This is a genomic window from Luteimonas sp. A534 (assembly GCF_054072805.1).
This window is the reverse complement of sequence record NZ_JBSVRR010000001.1, coordinates 60,153-74,734: the sequence shown is the minus strand read 5'-3', so window position 1 is coordinate 74,734 and position 14,582 is coordinate 60,153. Positions and strand designations below refer to the sequence as shown.

Annotated in this window: 11 protein-coding genes and 2 riboswitches; of the genes, 8 read left to right on the top strand and 3 right to left on the bottom strand. The window is 69.6% G+C overall.

The annotated features are described in order from the left end of the window. The first annotated feature begins 23 nt into the window (after positions 1–23). From minD to ACW5F0_RS00325, 4 genes are all read left to right on the top strand, one after another. Positions 24–833, top strand: coding sequence for a septum site-determining protein MinD (minD, locus tag ACW5F0_RS00340; protein ID WP_456964062.1), 810 nt, complete (start codon positions 24–26; stop codon positions 831–833). A 3-nt stretch (positions 834–836) separates the two neighbouring features. Further along, entirely contained in the window at positions 837–1,103 is a 267-nt protein-coding gene (minE, locus tag ACW5F0_RS00335) for a cell division topological specificity factor MinE (protein ID WP_456964061.1), read from the top strand. A gap of 103 nt (positions 1,104–1,206) precedes the next feature. After that, positions 1,207–1,695 carry a hypothetical protein gene (locus tag ACW5F0_RS00330; protein WP_456965227.1) on the top strand — a complete coding sequence of 163 codons (489 nt, stop codon included), beginning with the start codon at positions 1,207–1,209 and terminating at the stop codon, positions 1,693–1,695. 84 nt (positions 1,696–1,779) lie between these two features. Beyond that, the gene (locus ACW5F0_RS00325) at positions 1,780–3,747 is read left to right on the top strand and encodes a M2 family metallopeptidase (RefSeq protein WP_456998788.1); all 1,968 of its coding nucleotides are present in this window, start codon (positions 1,780–1,782) and stop codon (positions 3,745–3,747) included. 57 nt (positions 3,748–3,804) lie between these two features. Here the strand turns inward: ACW5F0_RS00325 and ACW5F0_RS00320 are convergent, their stop codons facing one another. Further along, positions 3,805–5,055, bottom strand: a complete 1,251-nt coding sequence (locus ACW5F0_RS00320; protein ID WP_456964059.1) for a multidrug effflux MFS transporter — start codon at positions 5,053–5,055, stop codon at positions 3,805–3,807. 125 nt (positions 5,056–5,180) lie between these two features. Beyond that, positions 5,181–5,275: riboswitch (glycine riboswitch) on the top strand. Continuing rightward, positions 5,276–5,368, top strand: a riboswitch (glycine riboswitch). A 49-nt stretch (positions 5,369–5,417) separates the two neighbouring features. Between ACW5F0_RS00320 and gcvP the strand changes: the two genes are divergently transcribed. The 3 genes from gcvP (at position 5,418) to egtD (ending at position 10,702) form a co-directional block, all read left to right on the top strand. Next, complete coding sequence (gcvP, locus tag ACW5F0_RS00315; RefSeq protein WP_456964058.1) at positions 5,418–8,303, top strand: aminomethyl-transferring glycine dehydrogenase; 2,886 nt, start codon at positions 5,418–5,420, stop codon at positions 8,301–8,303. A 96-nt stretch (positions 8,304–8,399) separates the two neighbouring features. Next, complete coding sequence (egtB, locus tag ACW5F0_RS00310; RefSeq protein ID WP_456964057.1) at positions 8,400–9,743, top strand: ergothioneine biosynthesis protein EgtB; 1,344 nt, start codon at positions 8,400–8,402, stop codon at positions 9,741–9,743. Next, positions 9,740–10,702, top strand: coding sequence for an L-histidine N(alpha)-methyltransferase (gene egtD, locus ACW5F0_RS00305; RefSeq protein ID WP_456964056.1), 963 nt, complete (start codon positions 9,740–9,742; stop codon positions 10,700–10,702). Before egtB ends, egtD begins: the two co-directional genes overlap by 4 nt. A 22-nt stretch (positions 10,703–10,724) precedes the next feature. Here the strand turns inward: egtD and ACW5F0_RS00300 are convergent, their stop codons facing one another. Next, a complete protein-coding gene (locus ACW5F0_RS00300; protein ID WP_456964055.1) occupies positions 10,725–11,252 on the bottom strand; it encodes a hypothetical protein in 528 nt (175 codons plus the stop codon). 197 nt (positions 11,253–11,449) lie between these two features. On the opposite strand from ACW5F0_RS00300, the gene ACW5F0_RS00295 reads away from it, so the two are divergent. After that, entirely contained in the window at positions 11,450–13,303 is a 1,854-nt protein-coding gene (locus tag ACW5F0_RS00295) for an FUSC family protein (protein WP_456964053.1), read from the top strand. Here the strand turns inward: ACW5F0_RS00295 and ACW5F0_RS00290 are convergent. After that, positions 13,296–14,582, bottom strand: coding sequence for an arsenic transporter (locus ACW5F0_RS00290; RefSeq protein ID WP_456964052.1), 1,287 nt, complete (start codon positions 14,580–14,582; stop codon positions 13,296–13,298). The two genes, ACW5F0_RS00295 and ACW5F0_RS00290, sit on opposite strands and share 8 nt — an antisense overlap.

Sequence of the window (14,582 nt, the reverse complement as noted above, 5' to 3'; positions counted from 1 at the left end):
AGCGCGCATACAGGAGACAGACTTTGGCCGAGATCATCGTAGTCACGTCCGGCAAGGGCGGCGTCGGCAAGACAACCACCAGCGCGAGCCTGGCCTGCGGCCTGGCGCGGCGCGGCAAGAAGGTCGCGGTCATCGATTTCGACGTCGGCCTGCGCAACCTCGACCTGATCATGGGCTGCGAGCGCCGCGTGGTGTACGACTTCGTCAACGTCACCCAGGGCGAGGCCACGCTCAAGCAGGCCATGATCAAGGACAAGCGTTTCGAGACCCTGTACGTGCTCGCCGCGTCGCAGACGCGCGACAAGGACGCGCTCAACCGCGACGGCGTGGAGAAGGTGCTGAAGGAACTCGACGCCGACGGCTTCGACTACATCGTCTGCGATTCCCCCGCCGGCATCGAGAAGGGCGCGTTCCTGGCGATGTACTTCGCCGACCAGGCGGTGGTCGTGGTCAACCCGGAAGTGTCCTCGGTGCGCGACTCCGACCGCATCATCGGCCTGCTCGATTCCAAGACCCGCAGGGCCGAGGCCGGCGAGCCAATCAAGTCGCACCTGCTGGTCACCCGCTACAACCCGCAGCGCGTGGGCGATGGCGAAATGCTGTCGATCACCGACGTCGAGGACGTGCTTGGCCTGAAGACCGTGGGCGTGATCCCGGAATCGGGCGACGTGCTCAACGCCTCGAACAAGGGCGAACCGGTGATCCTGGACATGGAATCCGAGGCCGGCCAGGCCTATGACGACGCCGTGGCCCGGATCATGGGCGAGGAGCGACCGATGCGCTTCATCCAGCTGGAGAAGAAGGGTTTCTTCAGCAAGCTGTTTGGAGGTTGAGGCATGGGCATGTTCGATTTCCTGAAGCCGAAGAAGAACACCGCATCGATCGCCAAGGAGCGGCTGCGGATCATCGTCGCGCAGGAGCGCAGCTCGCGCGGCGCGCCGGACTACCTGCCGCTGCTGCAGCGCGAACTGCTCGAGGTCATCCGCAAGTACGTCAGCGTCGACGTCGACGCGGTCAAGGTCGACCTGATCAAGGATGGCGACCACGACGTGCTCGACATCAGCGTGGCCCTGACCGACGAGCGCGCGGCCGCGGCCAACTGAGCCTGCCGTGGAAGCGGAGGCCGCGCCCGTTGAAGCAGGGCCTGTTGAAGCAGGGCCTGTGGGAGCGGCTATAGCCGCGATTGCCGGTGGCCCCATCGCGGCTATAGCCGCTCCCACAGGGGAAAGCACCTCCGCGGAGGTGCTGCGGCTGCGCGACATCGGTTTCCGCGATGCCGCCGCGCTGCTTGCGCGGCACGGGCTCGAACTGCTACGCGTCGACGACGGCGCACCGATTCCCGGCAGCTACTGGGGCGAGCCCGAGGCCGGGATCATCGGCAACCACGTGTACGCGCGCGGCGATACGCCCGTGCATTCCATGCTGCACGAAGCCTGCCACCTGATCGTGCTGCCGCCCGAGCGCCGCGCGCTCGTGCACACCGATGCCACCGACTCCGTACCTGAAGAAGACGCCACCTGCTACCTGCAGATCGTGCTCGCCGATGCCCTGCCCGGCGTCGGGTGCGACCGCCTGATGGCCGACATGGATGCCTGGGGCTACAGCTTCCGGCTCGGCTCCACCCGCGCCTGGTTCGAACGCGACGCCGAGGACGCCCGCGCCTGGCTGCAGGCGCGCGCCCTGCTCCCGGCCTGACGCGGCCGCCACTTGCGGCCGCGCCACCCGCCTACTAGCCTGCGTGGGTTTCGCGCCCGAGCGGGCGCCACCGGAGATCCACCAGTGAAGCCACGCACCCGCATCGCCATCGCCATTGCCGCCAGCCTGTTGCTCGCCGCCTGCTCGCGCCCGTCCACCGCGCCCGGCCCCGACGGCACGCCGTCGCAGGCGCAGCTCGAGAAGGAAACCGCGGACGAGTTCATCGCCCGCGTGAACGAGGAGTTCGCACAGCTGATGCCGGAGATGACGGCGTCGCAGTGGATCGCCGCCACTTACAGCAACGGCGACAGCGAACTGCTGGCGTCCAAGGGCAACGAACGCTTCCTCGCGCGTACCCAGCAGTGGGTGGAGCAGTCGCGCCGCTTCGAGGGCAAGGAGATGTCGCCGGCCACCGAGCGCGCGATCAGCCTGCTGAAGCTCGGCACTGCGATGCCGCCGCCGCGCGATCCCGCGAAGCTGTCGGAGCTCACCACCCTGGCCACGAAGATGGAAGGCATCTACGCGCGCGGCGAGTACTGCACCGGCGAAGGCGACGCGCGCTCCTGCCGCCAGCTCGGCGAGCTCGAGGACGTGCTGCGCAACGACCGCGACTACGACGCCCAGCTCGACGCGTGGCAGGGCTGGCACACCATCGCGCAGCCGATGCGCGCGGACTACGAGCGCTTCGCCACCCTGGTCAACGAAGGCGCGCGCGACCTCGGCTTCGCCGATGCCGGCGAGCTCTGGCGTGCCGGCTACGACATGACCCCGGCCGAACTGTCCGCCGAAACCGACCGCCTCTGGAGCCAGGTCGAGCCGCTCTACGAACAGCTGCACTGCTACACCCGCACCCGCCTGGAAGCGGAGTATCCGGGCAAGGGTTCGATCAACGGCATGCTGCCCGCGCACCTGATGGGCAACATGTGGCAGCAGGACTGGAGCAACCTCTGGTCGCTGGTGGCGCCCTACCCCAACGCCAGCCAGATGGACGTGACCGGCGCGCTGGAGCGGCAGTACCAGGCTTCGCTCAACGAGCGGCTGATGCGCGAAAGCGCGCTGCTTGAAACCGACGGCCGGGTTGAAGTCGCGCGCGGAGCGCAGCTCGAGCACGCGCAGGCCATGACCCGCCAGGCCGAGGAGTTCTACACCTCGCTGGGCATGCCGGCGCTGCCCGAGGGCTATTGGGAGAAGACCCAGTTCATCAAGCCCCGCGACCGCGACGTGGTCTGCCATGCCAGCGCCTGGCAGATGAACCCCGATGCCAGCGACGTGCGCACCAAGATGTGCATCAAGCCCAACGAGGAAGACTTCACCACGATCTACCACGAGCTCGGCCACGTCTATTACTACCTGGCCTACGGCAAGCTGCCGCCGCTGTTCCAGAACGGCGCGCACGACGGCTTCCACGAGGCCATCGGCGATACCATCGAGCTGGCGATGACCCCGCAGTACCTGCAGTCGATCGGACTGGTCGAAGGCCAGGTGCCCGGCGAGGAGGCGCTGATCAATTCGCAGATGCGCATGGCGCTGTCCAAGGTCGCCTTCCTGCCCTTCGGCCTGATGATCGACCGCTGGCGCTGGGGCGTGTTCGACGGGACGATCACCCCGGACAACTACAACAAGGCCTGGTGGGACCTGAAGGCGCGCTACCAGGGCGTCGCCCCCGCCACCGCGCGCGGCGAGGAATTCTTCGACGCCGGCGCCAAGTACCACGTGCCGGGCAACACCCCGTACACGCGCTACTTCCTCTCGCACGTGCTCCAGTTCCAGTTCTACAAGGCGCTGTGCGACGCCGCCGGCCACGTCGGCCCGCTCAACGAATGCACCTTCGCCGGCAACCAGGCGGCGGGCGAGAAGTTCTGGGCGATGCTGTCCAAGGGCAACAGCCAGCCTTGGCAGCAGACGATGAAGGAGCTCACCGGCGGCGAGACCATGGACGCCTCGGCGGTGCTGGAATACTTCGCGCCGCTGAAGGAGTGGCTGATCGAGCAGAACGAAGGCAAGACCTGCGGCTGGCAGGCGTCCGCCGTGCCGGTCGCGGCCGCGGAGTAAGGCAAGGCCTGCCCCGTCTGCCCGCGCAGCGGGGGATGGGGCAGCCACGCGGGGAACCTACACGTGTTCGGTAGGGTCCGGCATTCCCGGCTCGCACTGCCCCTCAGGCAGGCGCTTGGTCCGATACCGCTCCAGGCGCCACACCAGCCAGCCGGCCAACGTGAACACCGCGGCGGCCACCGCGAGCGTGGCGGTCGATCCGCTGACCATCGGCGACAGCAATCCAGCCACCACCGCGTTGAGCGCCAGGCTGGTGAAGGCCTGCAGCGACGAGGCCGCGCCGCGTTGGCGCGGATACATGTCGAGGATGGCGAGCGTCAGCACCGGGAACACCAGGGCCACGCCGAAGGCGTTGAGCGCCACCGGCAGCACCGCCCACGGCACCGTGGGCACGTCCACCAGCAGGCCGTAGGCAACATTGGCCACCGCCGCCAGGCCGCAGCAGGCGAAGCCCAGGTTGACCTGCAGCACGTGCGACATCCGCCCGGCCACGCGCCCGGAGGTGAAGGCACCGAGCATCATCCCGCCGATCATCGGCGCGAAGAACCAGGCGAAGCTGCGCTCGTCGAGCCGCAGCAGGTCGAGCACGAACGCGGGGGCGGAGGCGATGTACAGGAACAGCGCCGCGAAGTTGAGCGCGCCCGCCACCGCCAGGCGCTGGAAACGCCGGTTGGCGAGGATCAGCACGTAGTCGCGCAGCATCCGCCGCGGCACCGGCGCGCTGCGATTCTCCACCGGATGGGTTTCGGGCAGCCAGGCCCAGGTCGCCGCCAGCAGCAGCACGCCGAAGCCGACCAGGAACCAGAAGATGTCGTGCCAGTGGCCCCAGCCCAGGATCCAGCCGCCGATCACCGGCGCGATCGCCGGGGCGATGCCGAAGATCATCGACACCTGGCTCATCAGGCGCTGGGCGTCGTCGCCGTGGAGCACGTCGCGGATCACCGCGCGGCCCACGATCAGGCCCACGCCCGCGGACAGGCCCTGCAGCGCGCGGAACGCGAGCATGGTGAACAGGTCGTCAGCCAGCGCGCAGCCCACCGAGGCGCCGATGAACACGATCAGGCCGCCCAGGATCACGCGGCGGCGGCCCAAGGCATCCGACATCGGGCCGTGCACCAGGCTCATCAGCGCATAGGCCACCAGGTAGACGCTGATGGTCTGCTGCATCGCCAGCTTGTCGGCGCCCAGCGCCTCGCCCATCACCGGGAAGGCCGGGAAGATGGCGTCGATCGAGAACGGGCCGAACATCGACAGCCCCGCCAGCAGCAGGGCCAGCCGGCCGGTGGATTTGGGCAGATGCGGGGGCATGGGCAGGCGCAGGTAGGCGGCCGCCAAGGATACCGGCTGCCTCGCTACCCTGCGTGGGAGCGGCTATAGCCGCGACGGGCCAATCGCGGCTGTAGCCGCTCCCACAGGCTATAATCCCCGGGCAAGACCCTCCAGCGGGAGAAGCCGTCCCAGTCCACCGGACCGGCTGCCGAAGGCGCAACGCCCGTAATCGCTCAGGCCCACGTACCGCCGACGGGGACAACTCTGGAGAGACCGGTCAAACCCGGCGCCGAAGGTGCATGGATGGGGGCTCGCGCCCCATCCCGAACTCTCAGGCAAAAGGACAGAGGGGCGCCCCGCGTGCGTGCACGCGGCCCATCCGCGCCCGCGAGGTCCCTGCCATGTCCAAGTCCCCTTCACTCCGCTCGCTCGAACACCACGACGCGTTCGTTTCACGCCACATCGGCCCCAACGAAGACGAGATCGCGCAGATGCTGCGCGTGGTCGGCCACGAATCGCTCGATGCGATGACCGACGCCATCGTCCCCGGCTCGATCCGTTCCGGCGATGCCCTCGCCCTGCCGCCGCCGATGACCGAGGTCGACGCGCTGGCGAAGATCCGCGGCATCGCCGAGCGCAACACCGTCCATCGCAGCTTCATCGGCCAAGGCTACTACGGCACCCACGTGCCCAACGTCATCCTGCGCAACATCCTCGAGAACCCGGCCTGGTACACGGCCTACACGCCCTACCAGGCGGAGATCTCGCAGGGCCGCATGGAGGCGCTGATCAACTTCCAGACCATGCTGGCCGACCTGACCGGCATGGAGATCGCCAACGCCTCGCTGCTCGACGAGGCGACCGCCGCGGCCGAAGCGATGACCCTGGCCAAGCGCTCGGCGAAGTCCAGGTCCAACGTCTTCTTCGTGTCGAAGAACGTGCATCCGCAGACGCTCGAAGTGCTGCGCACCCGCGCCGGCGGCCTCGACATCGAGCTGCACGTCGGCGACGACGCCGATGCCGCCACCGTCGACAGCTACGGCGTGCTGCTGCAGTACCCCGACACATTCGGCCGCATCCACGACTACCGCGCCGTGGCCGAGGCCGTGCATGCGCGCGGCGGCGTGGTGACCGTGGCCGCCGACCTGCTGGCGCTGACCCTGATCGCCGCGCCCGGCGAATGGGGTGCGGACATCGTCATCGGCAACACCCAGCGCTTCGGCGTGCCCTTCGGCTTCGGCGGACCGCATGCGGGCTACATGGCCTGCCGCGACGCGTTCAAGCGGCAGATGCCGGGCCGCCTGATCGGCGTCTCGGTCGACGTCGAGGGCAACCCCGCCTACCGCCTGACCCTGCAGACCCGCGAGCAGCACATCCGCCGCGAGAAGGCCACGTCCAACATCTGCACCGCGCAGGTGCTGCTGGCGGTGATGGCCAGCATGTACGTGGTCTACCATGGCCCCGACGGCCTGGTGCGCATCGCGCGCCGCGTGCACCGCCTGACCGCGATGCTGGCCGCCTCGCTGCGCAAGTGCGGGATCGAGGTCGGCGGCGATTTCTTCGACACCCTGCACGTCACCGGCGTCGACGCCGCGGACATCCACGTCAAGGCGGCGAAGGCCGGAATCAACCTGCGCCGGATCGATGCCACGTCGGTGGGCATCAGCCTGGACGAGACCACCACGCGCGACGAAGTGGTCGCGCTGGCACAGCTGTTCGACGCCATCATCGACGACATCGACACGCTCGACGCCGCGACGCCCGACGCGCTGCCGGCGGGGCTGCCGCGCAGCTCGAAGTTCCTGACCCACCCGGTGTTCAACACCCACCACAGCGAGCACGAGCTGCTGCGCTACATGCGCGCCCTGGCCGACAAGGACCTGGCCATGGACCGCACGATGATCCCGCTGGGCTCGTGCACCATGAAGCTCAATGCCACCGCCGAGATGATCCCGATCACCTGGCCCGAGTTCGCCGACATCCATCCGCTGGCGCCGGCCGACCAGACCGAGGGCTACAAGGAGCTGATCGACGGCCTGGAACACATGCTTGCGGAGATCACCGGCTACGACGCGGTCAGCTTCCAGCCCAACTCGGGCGCCCAGGGCGAGTTCGCCGGCCTGCTCGCGATCCGCGCCTGGCAGGAGTCACGCGGCGAAGGCCACCGCGACATCTGCCTGATCCCCGAATCCGCGCACGGCACCAACCCGGCGTCGGCGCAGATGTGCGGCATGACGGTGGTGGTGACGCGCTGCGATGCCAGCGGCAACGTCGACGTCGAGGACATCCGCGCCAAGGCGGAGAAGTACAGCGACCGCCTGGCCGCGATCATGATCACCTACCCGTCCACGCACGGCGTGTTCGAGGAAGACGTGGTCGAGATCTGCGAGATCGTCCACGCCCACGGCGGCCAGGTGTACACCGACGGCGCGAACATGAACGCGCTGTGCGGCGTCGCCCGCCCCGGCAAGTGGGGTTCGGACGTCAGCCACCTCAACCTGCACAAGACCTTCTGCATCCCGCACGGCGGCGGCGGTCCCGGTGTCGGACCGTGCGCGGTGAAGTCGCACCTCGCGCCGTTCCTGCCGCGCGCCTTGGGCGGCACGGGCGAGGTGGGCATGGTGTCCGCGGCCACCCACGGTTCGGCCAGCATCCTGCCGATCAGCTGGATGTACATCACGCTGATGGGCGCCGAAGGCCTGCGCCGCGCCACCCAGGTGGCACTGCTCAACGCCAACTACATCGCCACGCGCCTCGAGTCGCACTACAAGACCCTGTACACCGGCCGCAACGGTCTGGTGGCGCACGAGTGCATCCTCGACCTGCGCCCGTTGAAGGACGCCACCGGCGTCGGTGCCGAGGACGTCGCCAAGCGCTTGATCGACTTCGGCTTCCACGCGCCCACGCTCAGCTTCCCGGTCTCGGGCACGCTGATGGTGGAGCCGACGGAGAGCGAGTCGATGCACGAACTCGACCGCTTCATCGACGCGATGATCCAGATCCGCGAAGAGATCCGCGCGATCGAGGACGGCAAGCTGGACCGCGAGGACAACCCGCTCAAGCACGCTCCGCACACCGCGGAGCAGGCCAGCGCCAGCGAGTGGACGCACGCCTACCCGCGCGAACTGGCGGTGTTCCCGCTGCCCTCGCTGCGCCGCCAGAAGTACTGGCCGCCGGTGGCGCGCGTGGACAACGTGCACGGCGACAAGAACGTGTTCTGCAGCTGCATCCCGATCGGCTCGGCCGAGGATGAGCCGGAAGCGTTCAGCGAACCGGACGTCGCATAAGGAACCGATGGGGGCGGCCGCGAGGCCGCCCCCATTTGCTTCGGGAACTCCCCTGCCGTAAAGCCCGCTTCACACGCGCAGCGCTACCCTGCGCCCATGCCAGCCCTCCCGGCAGCCGACGCCCTCGCGCCCCCCACGGCGGACGCGATATCCGACCTCCGCCGTCGCTATGCGGACGTCCGTACGCGCACGTGCGCGTTGGCCGCGCCGCTGTCGCCCGAGGACGCCCAGCTCCAGTCCATGCCCGACACCAGTCCGGCGAAGTGGCACCTGGCGCACACCACCTGGTTCTTCGCACGCTTCGTGCTGGACGACCCCGCCGCGATCCCCGAAGGCTGGGACTACCTCTTCAACAGCTATTACGTCGGTGCCGGCGAACGCCATGCGCGATCGCAGCGTGGCCTGGTCTCGAGACCCTCGCTGCACGAAGTACTCGCCTGGCGCGACGCCATCGATGCACGGATCCTGCGCGGCCTCGACGACGGCCGCCTCGACGCCGCCACGCGCGACGTGCTGCTGCTCGGCACCCACCACGAGCAGCAGCACCAGGAACTGCTGCTGACCGACATCAAGCACGCGCTGTGGTGCAATCCGCTGCAGCCCGCATACCGCAGCGACCTGCCCACGCCGCGGGCGCGCACGGGAACGCCCACGGCCGATGGCGATCCGCGCTGGCTGCGACGCGACGAGGCCATCATCGAGATCGGCGCGCCGCCCTGGCCGGCCGCCGCTGCGCCCTTCGCGTACGACAACGAAACCCCGCGCCATCGCGTGCTGCTGCCCGCGCATGCACTGGCCGAACGCCCCGTATCGAATGCCGGCTTCGCCGCCTTCGTCGCCGACGGGGGCTACGCGACGCCGGGCCTGTGGCTGAGCGACGGCTGGGACACCGTGCAGCACGAAGGCTGGTCGCGGCCGCTCTACTGGCACGAGGACGGCGCGCGCGAATTCACCCTCGGCGGCTGGCGCGAGCGCGACCCGCACGCACCGGCGTGCCACCTCAGCCTCTACGAGGCCGATGCCTATGCGCGCTGGGCCGGGGCGCGCCTGCCCACCGAGGCCGAATGGGAGGCGGCCGCGGCCGGGCTGCCCGTGGAAGGGAATTTCAGCGATGCCGATGCGCCGCTGCACCCCGTCGCGCGCCCTGACACGGAGGCCCACGCCGGCCTGCGCCCCGCCGTCACGCCGCTTCCCCCGCTGGGCCTGTTCGGCGACGCCTGGGAATGGACCCGCAGCGCCTACGGGCCCTACCCCGGCTTCCGTCCGCTCGCCGGTACGCTGGGCGAATACAACGGCAAGTTCATGAGCGGCCAGCTGGTGCTGCGTGGAGGCAGCTGCGCCACGCCGCGGGGCCACGCGCGCGCCAGCTACCGCAACTTCTTCCCCCCGCACGCGCGCTGGCAGTTTTCCGGCCTGCGCCTCGCCAAGGACATCGATTGAGCCCCCATCTCAGGTTGACCGACCTCCATCCCAGCGCGGACGACATCAGCGGCGACGTGCTGCGCGGCCTCGCGTCGACGCCCAAGCGCCTGCCGTCGAAATATTTCTACGACCGCCGTGGCTCGGAGCTGTTCGAGGCCATCACCCGCCAGCCCGAGTACTACCCGACCCGCGTCGAACTGGCCCTGCTGGCCGACCTCGGCCACGAGATCGCCGCCGCCGTCGGTCCCTGCGCCCACGTGGTGGAATACGGCAGTGGCAGCGGCCGCAAGACACGGCTGCTGCTCGACGCGCTGGAAGATCCGGTGGCCTATACCCCCATCGAGATCTCACGCTCCGCGCTGACCGCGAGCGCCGAACGCCTGGACCGCGAATTCGGCGATGTCGAGGTGCTGCCGGTGCTGGCCGACTTCACCCGCCCGGTCCGGCTGCCGCAGCCGTCGCGCCCTGCGGCGTCGGTACTGGTGTTCTTCCCGGGCTCGACGCTGGGCAACTTCGGCCGCGACGAATCGGTGCGGCTGCTGCAGGCGATGCACGACACGATGGGCGGCAACGGTGCCGCGCTGGTCGGCATCGACCTGGAAAAGGATCCCGCGGTCATCGAGGCCGCGTACAACGATGCCGCCGGCGTCACCGCCGAGTTCACCCTGAACCTGCTGCACCGGCTCAACCGCGATGTCGGCAGCGATTTCGATCCGGCGGCGTTCGCCCACCGCGCGCGCTACGTGCCTGAAGAGGGCCGCGTCGTGACCACGCTGGAAAGCCTTCGGGAGCAGACCGTCACGGTGGAAGATCGCGGCTTCCACTTCACCACGGGCGAGCAGATGCACGTCGAGCAGAGCCAGAAGTACACCGATGCGCGCATCACCGCGCTGGCCGCGGGCGCGGGTCTGCGCGTGGCCGCCCGATGGAACGACCCGCTCGACTGGTTCGGCCTGCGCCTGCTCCGCCCCGCATGAGGCGGAGCAGGCGCAGGCGGCGTCAGGCGGACGCCTGCTGCGGCCGCTGCCGGGGCACGGCGTTCGGCGGCAGCATGATCTTCGCGCCCTTGAAGTACATCATCCGCAGCTGGCGTCCACGCGGCGACCAGCCGATGAAATGCGCCCTGGCCTCTTCCTCGAACATGTCCTGGTAGCGCACGGCCATCTCGTCGTTCTGCAGCTCGATCATCACGCCCACCGATTCCGGCTTGGGCAGCGAGGCGTTCCAGGCCTCCAGCGTGTCGCGGATGCAGTTGAGGAAGGGCATGGTCTGCTTCAGCCCGCGCGCGCCGACGTCGAAGAACTGGCGATAGAGGTAGGTCGGCTGGCCGAACGACGGCACGATGCCCAGCACCGCGGTACCGACACCCCACAGCGCGCCGGTGTCATCCCGGCCCACGGCCACTGCCTGCTGCGCGCGCTCGGCCGCCCTGGTCGGGTCGGGCAGCGCGTTGTTGCGCGCCCACATCGCGATCAGCTGCGAACCCAGCTCCGGGGTCACGTTCTTCCAGACGGGCACGATGTCCATGCTCACTCGCCTGCCCCGCTGCCATTCTCGACCAACACCATCGTTCGCTCTCCTCCCTGGATGGCCTTCGATCATGGCGCAAGCGCCGCCGGCGGCGCAACGCGGCGGCCGGACCGGGGCACGCATGCGGGTCCGGGCGGCCTTGCAGCTTCCCGCGCACGTCGGGAGTGGCGCGCCCAGCGGCGTACCATTCCTGAGTGAGCCGTCCAGCCTCCGCCTTCCAAGGCATGTTCCAGTTCAAGCCCGCACCGCCCGACCGGGTGCGTTTCTCGCTGCGCGCGGGCGCCTGCATCGGCGCGCCGGTGCTGGCGGGCTGGCTGGCCGGCGACATCTCCGCCGGAATGATGGTCGCGATCGGCGGCTTCACCGCGCTGTACGGCGGCGGGCGGGCCTACGCGCACCGCGCGCTGCAGCTGGCCGTGATCGCATTCGCCTTCGCGCTGGCCACCGCGCTTGGAATGTGGAGCTCGGCCGGTGGCTGGTCGGTAGCGCTTCCGGTGATCGCGCTGGTCGCCGTGGTGGCCACGTGGATCGGCAACGCGCTGCGCATCGGCCCTCCCGGCGCCTACATGTTCATGCTGGCCTGCGCCGCGGCCACGGCCATGCCCGCCGGCCCCCTGTCACCGACGCTTGCCGCGCTGCTGGTGGCCGCCGGCGGCGGCTTTTCGTGGCTGGTGCACATGTCCGGCGCCCTGATCGACGTCCGCGGACCCGAGCGCAAGGCCGCGCGGGGCGCGGGCAACGCGGTGATCGCCTACGCTGCCGCGATCGGTGCGCCTGGTGAAGGGGCCGCAAGGCGCCAGGCCGCATACGCCCTGCAAAACGCATGGGACGTGCTGGTCAACCAGCAACCGCCCCGGGTTCGCGGCAGCGTCCCGGTCGGCCGCCTGCGGACCCTGGTGCGCGGGCTGCACCTGGCCTTCGCCGACGCCATGGGCACCGCCAGCAGGGGCGCCGCGCCCGACCCCGCGCTCGCACAGCATCTGCAACAGCTGCTTTCGGCGATCGACACCACCGACGACGTGGAGGTCACCGGCCACGACGAGGTCCCGCCCGGCCATCCCCGCGCACGCGAGGCGCTGCTGGATGCGCTGCGACCGGGATCCAGCGCCCGCCGGATCCTTGTGCGCGTGGCCATCGCGGCGCTGCTCGCCGGTGGGCTGGCATCGCTGCTGCACCTGGAGCGCGCCTACTGGGCGGTGGCGGCGGCGGTGCTGCTGCTGTTCCAGGGCTTCGACTGGGTGCGCATGGTGCAGCGGAGCACGGAGCGCCTGATCGGCACCTGGGTGGGCCTGCTGCTGGGCGGCGCCATCCTGGCCTGGCATCCGCAGGGCCTGTGGCTGGTGCTGGTGATCGTGGCCCTGCAGTTCACGGTGGAGATGCTGGTGATGCGCAACTACGCCATCGCCGTGATCTTCATCACCAGCGCCGCGCTGACCCTCGCCAGCGGCGGCCATCCGGTGCCTGACGTGCCGCAGTACGTACTGGCGCGGGGCGTGGACACCCTGCTCGGCGTGGTGGTGGCGCTGCTGGTGTACCGGGCGCTGCCGCCGCGACCCGCCACCGTGACCCTGCCCGAGCAGCTCAGGCGGACCATCGCTGCCGTCGCCGCACTCGTGCCGACGCTGGCCAGCGGCAACGTCACCGCGCCGGAGGCACGCGCCCTCCGCGGCACGGTGCAGCAGGCGGCCATGGCCCTCGTCGCCGCGCACGAAGCCGGGCTGGCCGGTTCGCGCAGTGAAACCCGCGCCGCGGAAGAAGCCTGGCCGGCGATCGTGTCGGCCGACCGGCTGGCCTATCGCGCACTGTCGGCCTGCTGGGCGCTGGAAGGCCTGGGCGGGCGCAGCGCGATGGAATCGGCCCGGGCGATGTTCGCCGATGGCGGCGCCAGGCGCTTGCAGGCCGCCCTGGCCGCACTTGCGGATGCGGTCGGCAACGACAGCATCCCGCCCGATCCGGGACCGCTGCCCCATGTGCTTGAAGTGGAGGTGCGCAGCCTGCGCGAGTGCCTGATCCGCGAGCCGGCGGAAGTGGTGCCGGCTGTCAGCTGATCGCCAGCCTCACGGCGAGCGCCGCGAGCGTCGCGAGCAGCACGGGCAAGGTGAGTACAAAGCCGACCCTGAAATAGTAGCCCCAGGTGATGCGGATGCCCTTGCGTGCCAGCACGTGCAGCCACAGCAGCGTGGCCAGGCTGCCGATCGGGGTGAACTTCGGTCCCAGGTCGCTGCCGATGACATTGGCGTACACCATCGCTTCGCGCACCGCGCCTTCGGCCTGGCTGGCGTCGATCGACAGCGCACCCACGAGCACGGTGGGCAGGTTGTTCATGACCGATGACAGGAAGGCCGTCAGCAGGCCCGTGCCGAACGTGGCGGCCCACAGGCCGTGGCCGGCGAACCAGTCGAGCAGCGTCGCCAGATGGTCGGTCAATCCATTGTTCCGCAGGCCGTAGACCACGAGGTACATGCCCAGCGAGAACACCACGATCTGCCAGGGGGCTTCGCGCACCACCTTGCGGGTCGAGATCCTGTGCCCCTTCGCCGCCACGCCGAGCAGCGCCAGCGCGCCGGCGCCGGCCACCGCGCTGATCGGCACGCCCAGCCTCTCGAGCGCGAAGAACCCGACCAGCAGCAGTGCCAGCACGATCCAGCCTGCGTTGAACGTGGTGCGATCGACAATCGCCGACGCGGGATCTTCGAGCTGGCTGACGTCGTAGCTGCCGGGGATGTCACGGCGGAAAAACCAGAGCAGGACGGCCAGCGTCGCGGCCACGGACACCAGGTTGACCGGGAACATCACCGACGCGTATTCGGCAAAGCCGATGTCGAAATAATCCGCCGAAACGATGTTGACCAGGTTGGAGACGACTAGAGGCAGGCTCGCGGTATCGGCGATGAATCCGGCGCCCATCACGAAGGCCAGGGTCGCGGCGGGACTGAACTTCAGCGCCAGCAGCATGGCGATCACGATCGGCGTCAGGATCAGCGCCGCGCCGTCGTTGGCGAACAGGGCCGCGACGGCCGCGCCGAGCAGCACGAGGTAGACGAACAGCCTGCGTCCGCTGCCTCGGCCCCAGCGCGCGACGTGCAGCGCGGCCCATTCGAAGAAGCCGGCCTCGTCGAGCACCAGGCTGATCAGGATCACCGCGACGAACGTGAAGGTGGCGTTCCAGACGAAGCCCCAGACAACCGGGATGTCAGAGAGCCCGACCACGCCCGTGGCCAGGGCCAGCACCGCGCCGAACGAGGCACTCCACCCGACCCCCAGCCCCTTCGGCTGCCAGATGACCAGGACGATGGTGGCGATGAAGATCAGCAGCGCGAGCAGCAC